Below are 16,136 nucleotides of genomic sequence, written 5' to 3' on the forward strand. Positions count from 1 at the left end.
AAAAGAATTTAGTCAGAGAAACCAAACCAGAAAACATCATTATTTCAGTCGACAGAAAAGGCGATATTTTTCTTTACGACACCAAAATGAAAAACACGTCCGACCTGCTAGAGCGTATGAAAAAATTCTCAGTCCTCACGCCTCAACCCGAAGTGCAAATCAGAGGTGATGGTCAAAGTGATTTCGAATCTGTAGGCCGCGTGATGTATGCCGTGCAACGCGCAGGCATCACAAAAGTTGGCTTCATCACTGAACCACCCAGCAACTAAGGGAGATATTAAATGGCCATGAATTTAGGAACAAGTTCCAGTGACGAGCCCGAAGTGATGATTGATATGAATACAACACCCTTGATTGATGTGATGTTGGTGCTGCTGATTATGCTGATCATCACAATCCCTTCACAGCTTCACTCAGTGAATTTAGACATGCCGACGCCAACAAACGCAGTCAAGAAAACGGATCCCATTGTGATCAAGATCAATGTAGACGATCAAAATACCATTTCTTGGAACGGCAAACCTATCAGCAGCAGAGCAGAGCTTGACGAAAAACTAAACTTAGCATCACAACAACAGCCCCAGCCTGAACTGCACATTCGCTCCCACGCCAAAGCCAAATATGAGGCAGTCGCACTCGTCATGGCTAGCGCTCAACGCATGGGCCTCAGCAAACTCGGCATCGTGGGGTCTGAACAGTTTGCCAATTAATCAGTTATAAATTATTTTCAAATTTTTTTATATTGAAAATTTTATCTACATCCCAAAAATACCATTTAAAGATCTGCCGCACAACACCAAGCCACTGACACACAGGCTTGCGTAGATCATTGGATTGATGTACTTGACTTGCATACGAATTGCACATTGGTGACCCAACCATACGCCCGCAAAAGCAAATGGGATAGAGACCAAGAAATTTCTCCAAATGTCCATGTGATCTAAACCTCCTGCCGCACCTATCATGAGCAGGGCAATGCAAGACAAGGCGCTGATGGTCATCGGCATGGTGGCTCTGATCAACAAGGGGTCTATCAATCTTTGTGAAAGCCATGACATCACCACTGGCCCAGCCACGCCAAACATAGATTCAACCAATCCCATGGTGAAACCTGCACCATGACGCATTGAAGCATTCATATGCACAGCAACTGGTGCAGCCTTCACGCCCTTGCATCCAATATAAAAAACATAGAGCCCTAAGACCAGCAGCAACCAGTCCCCCTGTGTGATTCTGATGAGATAAATGCCACACATCGCACCGAATAGGACCGAAGGAAGCAAGGGCGGCAACTCTCTCCAAATGACTTTTCGAAAATTCAATCCCGAATGAAGCATGGCAGCCAGGACATCAATCAAAAGAACCCATGGAACAACCACAGAAATCGGCCAAGTAAACGCTAACAATGGAACGATGATCAAGGCTGAACCAAAGCCCGCCACGCCCAAAACAAAATAGCCAACAAATACAACTGCGAATTCATAAATCCCAGCTTCCATGGAACTCCTTGAAAGTCAAAAAAAAACGCCACCGAAGTGGCGTTTTTGTGGAAAGGCTTCAATGCCTCTGAATTACCACTTGTAGTTCACCGACAGTCCCACCGTTCTGGGGGCTGACCAGTAAGCAACTTGGTAATAGCCGCCTATGTCCATCATGTTTTGCTTGACTTGTTTATCAGCCAAGTTCTTCACCCACAACGACACATCCATCTGACCTGGGCCACCAATCGCAATTTGATCCAGCGTCAAACGTGCGTTGATGGTCGCCAAGGATGGCATCAGTGAATCAGGTGCGAAGTTGCCGGCAATCGCATTGGCTGCAGTCATCGACTTGTTGGCTGGGTAGTTGTAATGAGAAGCGGTGTAACGGTATTCAACCATGCCCTTCAAACGACCCAAATCCGTGTTGGCCAGTCGGCTTTCTACATTGAGGTTAAACGTATGCTTGGGCGCATAGCCAACCACCAAATTGCTGGCCGCATCTACCTGAAGACCACTGATGCCAGTGCTCATGTACTTGTCAAACTGTGCCTCTAAATAACCATAACCCAGTTGAACTTTGGTGTCCTTTGTGACTTTCATGGCACCTTCAAATTCGATGCCTTTGTAGGTGGACTCCCCTGCGTTGGTCACAGTGGGTGAGGTTCCGCCCACTGGCAAATATGAAACTTGCTGGTTTTGCAGCTTGGTCAAGAAGGCCGTGACAGCATAAGAGGTGGACGCATCTGCCCCTTTGACACCGACCTCATAGCTTGTTGACTTCTCTGGGCTGAATGGTTTTTTAGCTTCAGCCAATGTGGGTGCCTCGAGAGGAAATCCACCACTTTTGAAACCTTTGGCGATTCGGCCAAATACCATTTGGTTGGGATTCAACTTATGGCTCAAAGCAACAGTGGGCGTTAGGTCATTGAATTTAGCTTTCTCGTTGACGTCGCCTGGTGCCATTCCAGCTTGCCAAACAGGCGCTGCCATTGGATAAGCAACAGTGGTGCTACGCCAAATTGATCCAGACTTTTCCTCTGTGGTGTAGCGCAGCCCTGTGGTCAACACGGTGTCTTTGGCCACTGGGAAATCAGCTTGGCCATACACCGCTTGCGCTTGCGTTCCTAAGCCAAAGTTGGTTTGGCGATGTCTGATGGCTGCTGGGCTAAAACTAAAGAATCCACCAATTTGATCTTGAATGGTTGAGCCATTGTCTTTGAAGAAATACAAGCCACCCACGTAGTTCACCCCACTTTGACTACCCACCAACTGCAACTCGTGAGATTGGGTGGTGTAGTTGGTGGCTCTGATACCAGAAAATACATTCACTGAGGTTCCGTCATAGTCGCCTTGGTCGTTGTACTTCATGTTGCGATAGCTGCCCATGTATTTGATCTGGTTGCTTGGATCAATGGCGGTCTCTGCACTCCATGAATGACCCGTGACCTTCAAACCTTGGATAGGCGCAAAGGTGGACGAGGTGCTGGTTGGCACACCGCTTTGAACAGATGGCCCCATCACCAAACCAAGTCCAGGATTGAAAAAGGATGGAAAGCAACCAATGCCCGTTGCTGCAGCCGCTGACAAATACGAACAATATCCTGTCTTACTTGTTAAAGACATAGGCGTGGTGGTTTCATTGATGTCGCTGCTGTCGTAAGAATAGAACAGCTTGGTATCTTTTGACACATCAAACTTGGCATTGACTTTGTATGACTCACGGTCACGATTGCCCCATCCAATCGAATGATTGGGGTTTGCCAGCCATCCGTCTTGTTTTTCTTTGCGGGCTGCAAAAGTCAAACTCAATGTGTCATTTATTTTGGGTGTGTCAATCGAGATTTTTTGTACAGACCGACCGTAGTTTCCAATCTCCATCCCCACATTGCCAGACAGCTGACCACTTGGCTGGCGTGTGACGAAGTTAATTGCGCCACCCAATGTGTTGCGGCCAAACAATGTGCCTTGTGGGCCTTTCAACACTTCGACCCGTTCCAAATCCAACAAGTCAAACAAGGCGCCTTGGTTCTTACCCACAAAAATACCATCGACATACATGCCAATGGCTGGATCCATCCAGATGGATGGTTGCCCTGTACCGATACCCCGAATAGAGGTAGCAGAGATCAAACCTGAGACCGGTGCTGCCACCACGTTCAAATTAGGAACCGCGCCTTGCAGATCAGCCGCACCTTCAATTTTTCGGCTCTCTAAGGCTTGACCTGAGATGGCTGAGATCGCCATTGGGACATCTTGAATGCGCTCTGTTCTTTTTTGCGCAGACACCACCACCTCATCAATGGCTTGCTGTGCATAAACTTGGCTTGAGCACAAGGCGGAAATCAAGAATGGGAGTGTTCTCACTGCAAAACTTCCTGAATTTTTCATCTTCATTTTTGTCTCCTGGTTGGTAAATTTATTAGAAATTCGACAGAACGAGTTTATTTTTTTGATGGTTCAAAGCATCGTCTAAAAGGATTAGGCCCCTCCATTTGCAGGCTAGAGCAAACCCGCCCCAGACAAACCCTTATCAATAAAACCGCGCCCACATCAAAGATGCAATGGCCCCCAAACCACGTGATGGGGCTGGCATCGGCGCTACTGCCAAAGCACGGAGTGGCTAACGATCAGTCGTCGAATTGGCAGTCAAATTGGCAGTCGAATCAGTACGCGAGTTTGAGATTTTTTTTGAGCATTTTTCCCGCTGGATTGCGCGGTAACAGCTCACGTCTCACATGCACCCTTTGGGGCACTTTGTAGGCCGCCAAACGACTGGCCACATGCGCTTGGACTTGCTCAGATGTGAGGTGTTGACCAGGCGCCAAGACCACCACGGCCACCACAGCTTCTCCCGTGAGTTCATCAGGCTGGCTGAACACCGCCGCCTCGATCAAGCCAGGGTGCTGCAGCAAACAGGACTCCACCTCGGCGGCAGCAATTTTTTCACCCGCTCGGTTGATCACATCTTTGATTCGGTCAACCACTTTGAGCAAGCCGTTGTCACTCAACATGCCAATGTCACCGGTGCGAAACCAGCCGCCATCAAGACGCGGTTGGCCCGCGTCTGTTGGCCCTAAATAGCCCTGCATCAGGCTGACACCACGCACCCACAACTCGCCGGCCTGGCCTGCGGGCAGATCGGTGCCATCCAGGTCCACCACGCGCAACTCAATGATCGGCGACACAGCGCCTGCTGCATCGGGATGCTGTTGAAATAGGCGCCCTGAGGCTGCCGCGCACACCCCATTGGTTTCGGTCAGGCCATAGCCAATGCCTGACATCGAGTTGCTGTAGCGGGAGACAACATCGTCAATCAAGCGCTGGGGCAGACCAGCCCCCCCAAATCCAATGCCGCCTAAGCTGCCCTTCAAGGCCTGGTCATCAAAACCTGGCTCAGCGAGCAACTGCATGACCATCGAGGGAGCACCGTTGAATTGCGTGATTTTTTCTGCTTGGATCAACTTCAGGGCTTGCTCGGGATTCCATCGGCGCATGAACACCAAGCGACGGCCATGGCGCAAGGCTGTCAACAACTGCGCATGCAAGCCACTGACGTGAAACAACGGCACGGCTGTCAACGTGGTGGGTTGCAAGCCTCGCGCCATCATGACGGCGATCGCCTCTGGAGAGGTCATGGCCGAGATGGCACCGATGTAATCGATATTGAACAAACCCTGACAGACCGCCAATTGGGTGGACACCACGCCTTTGGCTTGGCTGCTAGCGCCCGATGTAAACAAGATCAAGGCCACGTCGCTTGGGCTAAGGTCTGGTGCCTGCACTGCGGGTGCATCAGGCGCGATCAGGGCGGCCCAATCAGCAAGGCCTTGACCGGGCAATCCATCGAGGACGACAGCACCACAAGCCATCTCGTCCAGATCATGGGCAACATGCTCAAACCGTTTGGCGTCGCAAATCAACAAGCGGGGTTGGAGGTCACGCAAATTGGCCATCAATTCTTCGCGCAAACCATAGCTGTTCAAGGGGGAAGGTACAGCCCCGACCAACGCGACTGCGGCAAACGCCACCGCCCATTCAGGTCGGTTGGGCATCGCGATGGCCACCCGTTCACCTGCCCGCAAGCCGAGTTCAGACTGAAGACGCCCTGCCAGCGCGTCGACTGCATTGAAGAACCGCTCAAAAGTCCAACGCTCATCCTCGTACACCATGAACTCGCGTTCACCATGAACCCGCCCCGCATGGATCAGCGCAGGCAAACTAGAAAAGGCATGGCGATAGGCCAGCAATTGCGCCTCACCCACCTTGACTGGGACCCGCTCGAAAGGGCCACCAGGCGCGGTCAGCTGCGCGCGGCATGTGTCAAACAAGTTCCAAAATTCAGGGGGCGAGGTGGTGGATGAATGTGACATGGCGATCAAAAACCCTTCAGACTGGCATAGCGGTTGCGGTGAAAAACGCCATCGCCCAACAAATGCTGCAACACGCGCGCACGCTTGACGATGAGGCCCAGATCAAACTCATCCGTCACGCCAATACCGCCGTGCAGTTGAATGGCCTCGTTCATGAGCTTTTCGCACAGATCCGAGGCGCGCGCCTTGGCCAAACTCGCTAAGACCGCCACGTCTGGTACCTCAGAATCGAGCGCCACCAGCGCTGCGCGCACGCAGCTTTGCAGCATTTCTAATTCGGTGTAGAGCCTGGCCATGCGGTGTTGCAGCGCCTGAAAACTGCCAATTGGCACATCAAACTGCACCCGCTCTTTGAGGTAAGCATTGGTGCGTGCAAAAGCCTCCTGCAGCAGCCCAAGCCCTTCCGCGGCCAGACAGATGCGACCTCGGTCAAGCGCGGCATCCAAGGCTTGGCGGGGCTGGCAATGGGTGCCCGCCAATCGCATGTCGTCAGAGATTTGCACCCCAGACAATTGCAAGCGCGCATAGTTGCGGCTGTCAGCCAATCGGGTGGGCATCAAGCGCACCCCAGCCAGTGTGGTGTCCACCAAAAAAAGACCCGAACGATCATGTGTTTGATCGTCGCTGGGGTCGTCTGTTTGTGCGTACACCACGAGCCATGGGGCACCCATGCCATCCATCACAAACCATTTTTCTCCATTCAACACCCACCCATCGCCCACGCGGCTCGCCATGGTCTTGGTTTTTTCGGGGTTGTGTCTGCCTTGCTCGTCCATGGCCAGCGCCATGCGCTGGCTCCCGTCCATCAGGCTGGGTAGCCAACGCGCTTGCTGGCTGGGGTTGCCCGCCCGAAGCACCAGCTCACCACACAAAACCACCGATGAAAGCAAAGGCAGGGCAGCCAAGCTGCGGCCCATGGCCTCAAAAATACTTCCAAGCCCCTTGTAGCCGACGGCCAGCCCCCCCTGCGACTCGGGGAAAACGGCTGCGGGCCAACCCAAGTCAACCACTTGTTGCCACAGACTGAGCTCAAAGCCCAACTCGCTCTGGCTGTCACGCAAGTGGCGCTGCAAGCTCAAAGGGGACTGCGCCATCAAAAACTCGATGGCGCTATCGCTCAACTGACGCTGTTCTTCATTCAGCAAAAAACTCATGCCTAGATCTCCGGTGTTTGGATCAAATGAGGGGGTGCTGGCGTGATTCACCCTGGCAGGCCAAGTACACGCTTGGCAATGATGTTGAGTTGAATCTCGCTGCTGCCCCCGGAGATGACATAGGTTTTGGACAGCAGCCAGAGGCGGCAAATGTCATGCTCGTCCGCCGTGAACTCATCGCCCTCCCAGCTCATGCCACGCTGACCCATCAGTTGCACCAAGAACTCGTACTTGGCCACCTCTTGCTCGGTCTGAACCAGCTTCATGATCGAAGCGGGCCCGCTGATATCCATGCGCGCCAGCCCTTCTTCCTTGACACGTTGGTGCGTCAAAGAAAAAGCGTGCGAGTCCATCAACAACGCCGCCAAGCGGTCACGTAACACGGGTTCTTGCAATTGGCCATCCGCATCAAACAGGTAAGGACGCGCCACCAGCAGCGCATCATGCGAGGGCGCAGCGCCTTCACTGAACTTGGACATGGCGGCACGCTCATGCTGCAGCAACTTTTTGGCAATGGTCCAGCCTTCATTGAGTTTGCCAACCAACTGGTGCGCAGGCACGCGTACATCATCAAAAAATACTTCGCAAAAACTAGATTTGCCACTGATGAGCTCAATGGGCTTGACGGTCACGCCTGGGCTCTTCATGTCAATCAACAAGAAGCTGATGCCCTCTTGTTTGCGAACATCGACATCGGTTCGCACCAAGGCATACATCCAATCCGCAGCATCTCCGTAAGAGGTCCAAATTTTGGAGCCATTGACCACGAAGTTCCCGTCCTCGTCTTGCTTGGCCGAGGTCTTCAAGCTGGCCAGGTCAGACCCCGCATTGGGTTCGCTAAAGCCTTGACACCAGCGCACCCGCCCTTGCGCCATTGGCGGGAGATGTTCACGTTTTTGTGCTTCGGTCCCAATTTCTAGCAACACGGGCCCCAACATCCAGACCCCAAGGTTGAACTGAGGTTGGCGACAGCCCAGGCTCAGCATCTGCTCCTCGACAATGCGACTCTGTTGAGGTGTCAATCCGCCCCCGCCAAACTCGGTTGGCCAGCCAGGCGCAAACCAACCCCGCTCCCGCATGCGTTCAAACCAAATACGCTGGTCTTCGTTGCTAAATTTGACCTGAGATCCACCCCACACAATCTGCTCTTGGGTAATCGGCAGTCGCATGGATGCAGGGCAATTGGCTTGAAGCCATTGACGGGTCACAACACGAAATTCTTCAATGTCTTGCATGGCGAATGGATGCCTGTTGAAAGTTCAAATGATCTAATTTTTGCGGCGTCAGTGTCTTGGTGAGGGAAAAACGGTACTCCCCATCGTCATCAAGCACACGTTGCAACAGCCCCTCGTGGCGCATCCAAGAAAGGTGGGCAATCGACTCACCCAAGGCCAACATGTCATCGACCGGTCCGCGCAACCGCGGAAACAACCAAAGCATGGCTTGAAAGGCAGTGCAAGCGCCTTTTTTTTCAAGGTGCGCGCGCAACATTGAAAATTGTTTTTCGTGATGCTGACGCAACTCTTGTGTGCGCGCATGAAGACCGCGAAACACCCTTTCGTGCGAGGGCAACACCAGGGTGTCGGGTGCCAACTGATCCAGCGTATTCAAAGAGTTGAACCACAGCTGCAGCGGATTTGCCTCGGGCTCTATGCCAGTCACCAACACATTGGAGCTGATGCGCGGCAGTAGCTGATCACCCGCAATCAAGATTTGATCTTGCGCGCAGTACAAACAAGCATGTTCGGGCGAATGCCCCTCGCCGATGACCACTTGCCAGACTCTGTGACCAATCGTGATGGAGTCACCCCCACGAAGCCTTGAGAATGAGCGCGGCAAAGGCGCCATGAACGGATCCTTGCGCATGGCCCGCCACATGGCATCCGTGCGCTCTTGCGGCATCCCTGCACGCAAATAAAACAGCGCTTGCGCCTGCGACAGCGGATCGGGTTCGGGCTGGGACAGCGCGCGCTGCATGAAGTATTCGCCGTGTGTCATGTAGAGCGCAATGTCAAAGCGCTCACACAACCAACTGGCCAGCCCCGCGTGGTCATAGTGCATGTGCGTGCAGATCAAGCCCAATATAGGCAAACCCTGCAAATGCGTGGCTGCAATATGCTCCCAGCGCTCGCGGCAAATGTCCGTGTTGAGTCCGGTATCCACCAACAACCAGCCATCCGCATTGCGCAGCAAATAAACATTGATGTGATCTAGCGCCATGGGCATGGGCATGCGCGCCCACAAAATGCCTGGCGCGACCTCGACCACCGAACCGTCACTCGCTGGGGGTGTGAATGGATAGACCAGTTCTGCCTTGGCATTCATGCCACTCACCCCAAGCCCCTTGTCTCAGTGGCGCTGAGTCGAACATACGTCTTGAGTTGGTCTTGCCTGATGAACAAAGGATCTTGCACCATGGCAGCGTCATACCCCTCACGCTGCAAATCAATCTTGCGCAGTTTGTAGTTGCCCGTCATATCGGTGGTGGGTGAGAGTCGCAAATACAGCGGTGCGGCATAACTCGGCAAGCGGTTGAGCGCCAGCGCCCAAAACTTGGCGGGATCGAAGCTAACACCTGGTTGCAGCACCAACGCCGCCATGCCCGCCCGTCCCTCGGCACCAGGCACCTTGACGCCATACACCGTGATCGCTTCAAGGCCTGGGAAGTCACCCAAGACATCTGCGACTTCAGCGGTGGATACGTTCTCGCTGTTCCAGCGAAAAGTATCCCCAATGCGATCCACAAACCAACAGTAACCGTCCGCGTCGCAACGCAGCAAATCACCCGATGACCACCATGCATCGCCCTGGCGAAAGACGTTGCGAAGAATTTTTTTCTCTGTTTCTTGTGGCGAGGTGTAGCCCTCAAAACGTCCACCCACCACATCGGGCATGTCAATGATCATGCCAATGCCTTCGCCCACCTCGTCCACATCGCACAGTTGCAAAAAGCCGTTTGCGTCACGCGGGTGGCTGTCGGTCTCGATGTCATAGCGCACCAGCCTGAGATTGGTTTTTTCCCAAAAAGGGATGCGCCCACACGAACCCACACGGTTGTCTAAGTTGATGGTGTTGGTGTTGGCCTCGGTAGAGCCCCATCCTTCAAAAATATCGAATTCACCAAAGCGCTGCACCCATTGCTCCCAGACCTCAGGGGCCATGCCTGCGCCCACCATCTTTTTCAAGGTGTGGTCACGGTCGTTGTGTTTCGGGGGCACCGTGAGCAAGAACCGACAAATCTCACCCACGTATTGACAAATCGTGACGCCGTGTTGGCGCACATCTGACCAAAACTCAGAGCGGCTGAACTTGCGGCGCAGCAACAAACTAGCGCCAGCGGCAAATGCGGTAGCCCCTGCCGACAACGAAGCTGCCCCGTGGTAGAGGGGAAGAAAACAATAAAAACAATCATCTGGCTGCACGTCCATCGTGGCCTGCATCACATCGCCGGTGATGAGCCAGCGGGCATGGCTGATGACTGCGGCCTTGGGCAAACCTGTCGTCCCAGAGGTGAAGATATAGATGGCGGCATCCCCCGCCACCAAGCCGGCACGCCACTGCGCAGGCGGATTGCTTTGCGGGGCTTGCATCATGGCTTGCTCAAAATCAAGGCTGCAGCGCTCGCGCAGCGCGGGTGATGCAGGGCACTCGGCATCGGGCCACAACCAATAACGCAAGCCCACCAGATTCTCAGTGGCCGCCCATAAGCCAAGACACTCCTCACCAATGAGGATGAGTTTGGCCCCAGTCACCTCCAGCGCATGCAACAGAGGCTTGCCGCTGATGTTGGTGTTGAGAAACACCACCTTGACCCCAAGCTTGGCCAAGCCAAGCCAAGCAAACACAAAGGCTGGACGATTCTCCATGCACAAGGCCACCACATCCCCACAACGCAAACCTAGCGCCTGCGCGGCATGCGCAACCTGGTTGATGCGGGCATTGGTTTGGGCATAGCTCAATTGCTGGGCACCTGAGCGAATGCAAGGTCGCTCGGCAAACTCAACCGCGCTGGCCTCTACCCGCTCGGCGAGCGTGTAGGTCTGTGAGGCACGGTGGCGCTGTCCTGCCTTGGCTCTTTTGTCGAGCTTGGCTTGGGTCACTTCACGCGCAACGATGTGGGTTGTTTTCACGAGGTTTACCTTTCAGCGTGGTGCGGACTTGTGGCGTTGGCTGCAAAAAAACTTAACGTACTGGACGTGGCATTTGCAAGCCAAACTGGGCAATCAATTCGCGTTGAATTTCGTTGGTACCGCCGCCAAAAGTCATCAAGGTGCAGGCACGCACTTCGTATTCAAGCTCACCGAGCAACAAGGCGGCACTGGAGCCAGCTCGCACCAAGGCGCTAGAGCCCACAATGTCAATCAAGCGTCGTAAGACTTCGATCACGCTCTCAGAGCCGTAGACCTTGGTTGCCGAAGCCAGCGCCACATCCATGCGGCCCTGCTCCAGCTCTGCAGCGATACGAAAGTTAATCAAACGCATCGCTTCAAGACGGGCATAGCAATCGGCCAGAGAGCGACGAACCCAAGCCTGGTCGACAGCCCTGCGACCTTGTTCATCCATGGCCTTCGCCCATTGCAAGACCCGACTGAATGGCCCGAACACTTTGTCAGACCATGAGCCAAGCCCCAAGCGCTCATGGTTGAGCTGAGCCGTGATGAGTTTCCAGCCGCCATGCAACTCGCCTACCAAGCGGTCCGCAGGCACTTCGACGTTGTCGTAGTAGGTGGCTGCTGTGAAGTTACCCACCGTTTGAATCAGGGTGTGAGAAAACCCGGGTGCATCGGTGTCCAAGATCAAAATGGACACGCCTTTGTGGCGTGGCAAATCAGGACTGGTGCGGGCGGCCAGCCACACATGATCAGCTGACTCGATGCCCGATGTCCACAGCTTGCTGCCGTTGACAACAAATTTGCCAGTACCCAGGTCCCCTTGCAAGGTCGCTTGGGTCTTCAGCACGGCCAAATCTGAACCGGCTTGCGGCTCTGAGTACCCAATGGCAAAAATGGTTTCCCCCGCTGCAATGCCAGGCAAAAAGCGCGCTTTTTGGGCGGCTGTGCCCGACTCCATCAAGGCGGGGCCAACGGTGCTGATGGTCACAAATGGCAAGGGGGCACCAGCGATATTGGCTTCTTCAAAAAAGATGAGTTGTTCGGTGGCGCTCAGGCCTTGGCCGCCGTGCTCTTTGGGCCAGCCGACAGCCAGCCAGCCATCGCGGCCCATTTGGCGAATCGTTTGGCGGTACTCATCACCACTTTCAGCGCCTCGCAATTTGAAGCGCAAGTCTGGCGTCATCAAGTTTGTGAAATAGTCGCGCACCTTCAATCGCAAGGCATGTTGTTGAGGGGTCAGGTCGATAAACATGTTGTTCTTTCTTTATTCGGATTCAGGCATCGCCCAAAATCAAACCGCTGGTAGGCACGCCCGTCCCAGCAGTCACCAGCACGTTGTGGACATCGGCCACTTGATTCACCGCCGTGCCACGCACTTGGCGCACGCCTTCGGCAATTCCGTTCATGCCATGGATATAGGCCTCGCCCAATTGACCTCCGTGGGTATTGATAGGCAGCTTGCCCCCGCGGGCATGGTGGCCCGCGCGAATGAATTCTTTGGCCTCGCCGCGTTTGACGAAACCAAACTCTTCAAGCTGGGGCAATACAAAGGGCGTGAAATGGTCATAGATCACAGCGGTCTGAATGTCTTGTGGCGCCAATCGGCTTTGTTGCCAAAGCTGCTTGGCCACCCAACCCATCTCGGGCAGGCCTGTGATGTCTTCACGAAAGTAAGAGGTCATGATTTGCTGGCCATCGCTGATCCCTTGCGCTGCCCCCTTGATCACCACGGGTTTTGCGCACAGGTCGCGCGCGCGCTCGACTGAGGTGATGACCATGGCCACAGCACCATCCGACTCTTGACAGCAGTCCAACAAGTGCAGCGGCTCACATATCCAACGCGAGGCTTGGTGCTCGGCCAGCGTGATCGGTTTGCCATGAAAAAACGCGTTCGGATTGGTCGCGGCAAAGTCACGTGCTGCCACAGCAATTCGGCCAAAGTCTTCGCTCGTCGCGCCATAGGTATGCATGTAGCGCTGCGCAAACATGCCCACCCACGCAGCGGGCGTATGAAAACCATAGGGCATGTACCAGCCGTAGTTGACGTTTTCAAACAAGGGTGATGAACCGAAACCATAGTTGCCGTTGCCAAACCGATACCAGCTGCGCTCATTCATGGCCCGATAAACCACAACCGTCTTGGCCACCCCCGTGGCCACCGCCATGGCAGCATGCAACACAGGGGCACAAGCTGCGCCCCCGCCGTGCGGAATCTGGCTAAAAAAACTGATATTTTTGGCTCCCAACAGACGGGCAATTTCGTACTCGGGCACTTTGTCCACGCTGTAGGAAGAAAACCCGTCGACTTCGGCAGGATCAATACCCGCATCGGCCAGCGCCTGCAAGGTGGCTTGCATGGCCAGATGGAGTTCGGTGCGTCCAGAGTTTTTAGAAAACTCCGTCGCACCCAAGCCAACAATGGCCGCACGCCCAGAAATTGAGAATTCATGCATAAAAAAATTGTTCCTGGCTAGACGTCATCAGGGCAAATACACGCGCACCGTACCGGTGACGTGTGCCCCCATCGAATTGCTACCTTTGAGCGTGATCTCGACACTTTGATCTGATGCGCGCTTGTCGGTCACTGCGCCGCTCAAACTCAGGGTGTCACCTGGGTAGTTGGGTGCCCCCAATTTGATTTTCAGTTCGACCATACGGCCGATCGGTCCCGTCCAATGGTCAATGAAGCGCTGCACCATGCCATTGGTGGTCAAGATGTTCATGAAGATATGCGGCGACCCCAGCGCCTGCGCCGCCTCCAAGTCGTGATGCCCCGCAAAGAAATCGCGTGTGGCCATGCTGCCCCCCACGACCAAAGGCACCGTGATGGGCACACTGAGTGTTTGCAGCAGCTCACCCAACTGCACTTGTTCAAACCGACGCATGGCTCACGTCCTTTGTGTCTTCACTGGCGTCATATTTCCACCCCAATGTGTCGTTGTTGGCCAGCCAGTCGCCCAACTTGGCAAGATGATGCTCAGTGCCACCCAAGGCCGCCCCCAGCGCACGCGTCCAAAACAAGAAACGGTGAATCGGGTAAGTCAGGTCGACCCCAATGCCCCCGTGAACGTGCTGGGCCATGTGTCCAGCCCGGTGGCCTGTGTCATTGGCCAATGCGCGCGTTGCCCAGGCTTGGGGAGCTGCCCCTAGCCCAGCATCAAGGCGATACACCAGTTGCCATAGGGATGTGCGCAAAGCTTCAACGGCCATGTAGCCATCCGCCATCTGGCCTGCTACCAATTGGAAACTGCCAATCACACGGCCAAATTGCTGGCGTTCGCTGACGTAATCCACCGTACGGCGTAGCTGTTGTGAGGTCACACCCAATTGCAGCGACGCCAAACTGGCAATCGCATATTGCTCGGCCCAGTCAGTCGCAGCCTGAGGCAAGACGTGCTCGCCAGACAGCGCAAAAGCCTCAAACGCCACATCTGCCAAGGCTTGGTGGTGTTGACTGACACCTGCGGTGAGCTGCACACCCGCGTGTTGAAGATCCACCACCACCAAACGTAAGGCACCTTGATCGTCAGCTGGCAGCAGCGCGTAACGGGCCATGTTGCCGAGCGGGACGGCTGCAGCCAAACCATTCAAAGTCCAGCCCTCACCCACGCGCGTGAGTCGCAAGGAAGGGCCGCACGGATGAGACAGCGCTTCGAGCGAAAGCGCCAATGGGGCTTGACCCGACAAGACATGCTCAATCACTGGTGTGAGTGCGGCACCACCAAATCGAGCCATGGCGGCGGCACCCACTTGGGTTTCCCACAAAGGCACCAGCGCCAGCGCGCGGCCTTGTTGTTCCAACACGGCCATCAATTCGGTCATGCCCAAACCCAATCCGCCATGGGCCTCGGGTACCAGCACCGTATGCAAACCCGCCGTCACGCACTGCTGCCACAAGTCTTGCATGAAGGGCGCACCGCCAACATCATGGGCGCGAAGCTGGTCGTCGCTGCCATAGTCAGCAAACAGTCCGCTGGCCATTTCAGCAAAGGCGCGCTGGTCTGGGGTGAGATCAAAATTCATGCGATTGCTCCAGGGGTAGGGGCCACGGGCCGAAATTGCGGCAGCACCAGCTCACCGTTGTTAAAGCTGTTGAATTCCACCTGAACCGCATCACCAATACGCACTTGGCCAGGCGTGACGCCGACCAACTGCGAAATCAGGCGAGTGCCCTCTTCTAGTTCGATCAAGGCAATCGAATTCGGGTGGTCAAAAGGCGGCACCTCGGGGTAATGCATCACCACAAATGAATACACGGTGCCACGGCCCGAAGATGTCACGGTGTCCCATTCAAACGAATGGCAATGCGAACACACGGGGCCGGGCGGGTGTCGCAAGGTGGCGCAGCTTTTGCAGCGTTGAATCAACAACTTGCCGTCGTTGACGCCTTGCCAGAAAAACCGCGTGTCATCGCTGATACCAGGGGGCGGGCGTTTGGCTGGCGCAGGCATGGCCGGCTTTTGTGCCGACGTCGGCGCTTGCGCGGCACGAAACTTGAAGACTCGAAAAAGCAATTGCCCAACCTCTTCATCGCCTTCGGATTTTTGCGAGAAAAACCTCATCACCAAAGTCACGAAGAACCCAGTGCCCAGTGCCGTGGTTTTTTCTGGGCTGATCGCGTCCAGACGCGTTGTGTAATAAATGCGCTCGCCTTCGAACAAATCACGTCCAAAGCTCAGCTCGGAATTGACTGCCACCACCGACGCCAGGCCATGGGCCTCCATCATTTTGAGGGCTTCATAGGGATTTTCGGTGGTCGAGCCTGGCGGGTAGTTGTTGAGCGTGAAGCCCTCCATGCACCAGACCTGCAACATCGCTGGCGGTGCTGTGACAACCTCCCCTGCCAAGTAACGGGCATCGTCCACACCCATCACCTCGCACCATTGACGAATCATGGGCGCGTTGATCTTGTCCCAAGCGTAAACCCGTCCGTACTCCTTGCCCAACAGGGCGCGGATCTCATTCATCCATTCATATTCAGCCAAAGCTGCACTCCTAAAGTATTGAGTTTGAGGATTA

Annotated in this window: 14 protein-coding genes; 2 read left to right on the forward strand and 12 right to left on the reverse strand. The window is 54.7% G+C overall.

Annotated elements, in window-relative coordinates; genetic code table 11:
• Both V7Q41_RS01135 and V7Q41_RS01140 read left to right on the forward strand, forming a co-directional pair.
• Nucleotides 1-269: ExbD/TolR family protein (locus V7Q41_RS01135; RefSeq protein ID WP_333841698.1), on the forward strand; the 269-nt coding region annotated here is incomplete at its 5' end.
• Between the two features lie 12 nt (nt 270-281).
• A complete protein-coding gene (locus V7Q41_RS01140; RefSeq protein WP_333841701.1) occupies nt 282-710 on the forward strand; it encodes an ExbD/TolR family protein in 429 nt (142 codons plus the stop codon).
• Between the two features lie 45 nt (nt 711-755).
• On the opposite strand, the gene V7Q41_RS01145 is transcribed toward V7Q41_RS01140, so the two are convergent.
• From V7Q41_RS01145 to V7Q41_RS01200, 12 genes are all read right to left on the reverse strand, one after another.
• Nucleotides 756-1,499: a sulfite exporter TauE/SafE family protein gene (locus V7Q41_RS01145; protein WP_333841703.1), complete on the reverse strand. Its 744-nt coding sequence runs from the start codon at nt 1,497-1,499 to the stop codon at nt 756-758.
• Between the two features lie 72 nt (nt 1,500-1,571).
• On the reverse strand, nt 1,572-3,845 hold the full coding sequence (locus V7Q41_RS01150) for a TonB-dependent receptor (RefSeq protein ID WP_333841706.1): 2,274 nt from the start codon (nt 3,843-3,845) through the stop codon (nt 1,572-1,574).
• Nucleotides 3,846-4,144: 299 nt separating this feature from the next.
• Nucleotides 4,145-5,851, reverse strand: coding sequence for a class I adenylate-forming enzyme family protein (locus V7Q41_RS01155; protein WP_333841708.1), 1,707 nt, complete (start codon nt 5,849-5,851; stop codon nt 4,145-4,147).
• A 5-nt stretch (nt 5,852-5,856) separates the two neighbouring features.
• Entirely contained in the window at nt 5,857-7,005 is a 1,149-nt protein-coding gene (locus V7Q41_RS01160) for an acyl-CoA dehydrogenase family protein (protein ID WP_333841710.1), read from the reverse strand.
• Between the two features lie 47 nt (nt 7,006-7,052).
• Nucleotides 7,053-8,240 (reverse strand): acyl-CoA dehydrogenase family protein, encoded by a 1,188-nt coding sequence (locus V7Q41_RS01165; RefSeq protein WP_333841712.1) that lies wholly within the window; start codon nt 8,238-8,240, stop codon nt 7,053-7,055.
• Nucleotides 8,227-9,330, reverse strand: coding sequence for an MBL fold metallo-hydrolase (locus V7Q41_RS01170; RefSeq protein ID WP_333841715.1), 1,104 nt, complete (start codon nt 9,328-9,330; stop codon nt 8,227-8,229). Before V7Q41_RS01170 ends, V7Q41_RS01165 begins: the two co-directional genes overlap by 14 nt.
• A gap of 5 nt (nt 9,331-9,335) precedes the next feature.
• Entirely contained in the window at nt 9,336-11,135 is a 1,800-nt protein-coding gene (locus V7Q41_RS01175) for a long-chain-acyl-CoA synthetase (protein WP_333841717.1), read from the reverse strand.
• 52 nt (nt 11,136-11,187) lie between these two features.
• Nucleotides 11,188-12,369: an acyl-CoA dehydrogenase family protein gene (locus tag V7Q41_RS01180; RefSeq protein ID WP_333841720.1), complete on the reverse strand. Its 1,182-nt coding sequence runs from the start codon at nt 12,367-12,369 to the stop codon at nt 11,188-11,190.
• Between the two features lie 22 nt (nt 12,370-12,391).
• Nucleotides 12,392-13,570: a lipid-transfer protein gene (locus V7Q41_RS01185; protein ID WP_333841723.1), complete on the reverse strand. Its 1,179-nt coding sequence runs from the start codon at nt 13,568-13,570 to the stop codon at nt 12,392-12,394.
• Between the two features lie 27 nt (nt 13,571-13,597).
• Nucleotides 13,598-14,002, reverse strand: a complete 405-nt coding sequence (locus V7Q41_RS01190) for an acyl dehydratase (RefSeq protein ID WP_333841726.1) — start codon at nt 14,000-14,002, stop codon at nt 13,598-13,600.
• Nucleotides 13,989-15,140: an acyl-CoA dehydrogenase family protein gene (locus V7Q41_RS01195; protein WP_333841729.1), complete on the reverse strand. Its 1,152-nt coding sequence runs from the start codon at nt 15,138-15,140 to the stop codon at nt 13,989-13,991. The genes V7Q41_RS01190 and V7Q41_RS01195 overlap by 14 nt, the downstream gene beginning before the upstream one ends.
• A complete protein-coding gene (locus tag V7Q41_RS01200) occupies nt 15,137-16,102 on the reverse strand; it encodes a Zn-ribbon domain-containing OB-fold protein (protein WP_333841731.1) in 966 nt (321 codons plus the stop codon). The genes V7Q41_RS01195 and V7Q41_RS01200 overlap by 4 nt, the downstream gene beginning before the upstream one ends.
• Nucleotides 16,103-16,136: the final 34 nt, after the last annotated feature.

It is taken from the genome of Limnohabitans sp. (assembly GCF_036804465.1).
Classification (GTDB): domain Bacteria; phylum Pseudomonadota; class Gammaproteobacteria; order Burkholderiales; family Burkholderiaceae_C; genus Limnohabitans.

What these genes read in the sequence shown, in the direction of transcription:
- V7Q41_RS01190 (WP_333841726.1), bottom strand. Translation starts at nt 14,002, where the DNA reads ATGCGTCGGTTTGAACAAGTGCAGTTGGGTGAGCTGCTGCAAACACTC.
- V7Q41_RS01140 (WP_333841701.1), top strand. Translation starts at nt 282, where the DNA reads ATGGCCATGAATTTAGGAACAAGTTCCAGTGACGAGCCCGAAGTGATG.
- V7Q41_RS01170 (WP_333841715.1), bottom strand. Translation starts at nt 9,330, where the DNA reads ATGAATGCCAAGGCAGAACTGGTCTATCCATTCACACCCCCAGCGAGT.
- V7Q41_RS01180 (WP_333841720.1), bottom strand. Translation starts at nt 12,369, where the DNA reads ATGTTTATCGACCTGACCCCTCAACAACATGCCTTGCGATTGAAGGTG.
- V7Q41_RS01160 (WP_333841710.1), bottom strand. Translation starts at nt 7,005, where the DNA reads ATGAGTTTTTTGCTGAATGAAGAACAGCGTCAGTTGAGCGATAGCGCC.
- V7Q41_RS01195 (WP_333841729.1), bottom strand. Translation starts at nt 15,140, where the DNA reads ATGAATTTTGATCTCACCCCAGACCAGCGCGCCTTTGCTGAAATGGCC.
- V7Q41_RS01185 (WP_333841723.1), bottom strand. Translation starts at nt 13,570, where the DNA reads ATGCATGAATTCTCAATTTCTGGGCGTGCGGCCATTGTTGGCTTGGGT.
- V7Q41_RS01155 (WP_333841708.1), bottom strand. Translation starts at nt 5,851, where the DNA reads ATGTCACATTCATCCACCACCTCGCCCCCTGAATTTTGGAACTTGTTT.
- V7Q41_RS01165 (WP_333841712.1), bottom strand. Translation starts at nt 8,240, where the DNA reads ATGCAAGACATTGAAGAATTTCGTGTTGTGACCCGTCAATGGCTTCAA.
- V7Q41_RS01145 (WP_333841703.1), bottom strand. Translation starts at nt 1,499, where the DNA reads ATGGAAGCTGGGATTTATGAATTCGCAGTTGTATTTGTTGGCTATTTT.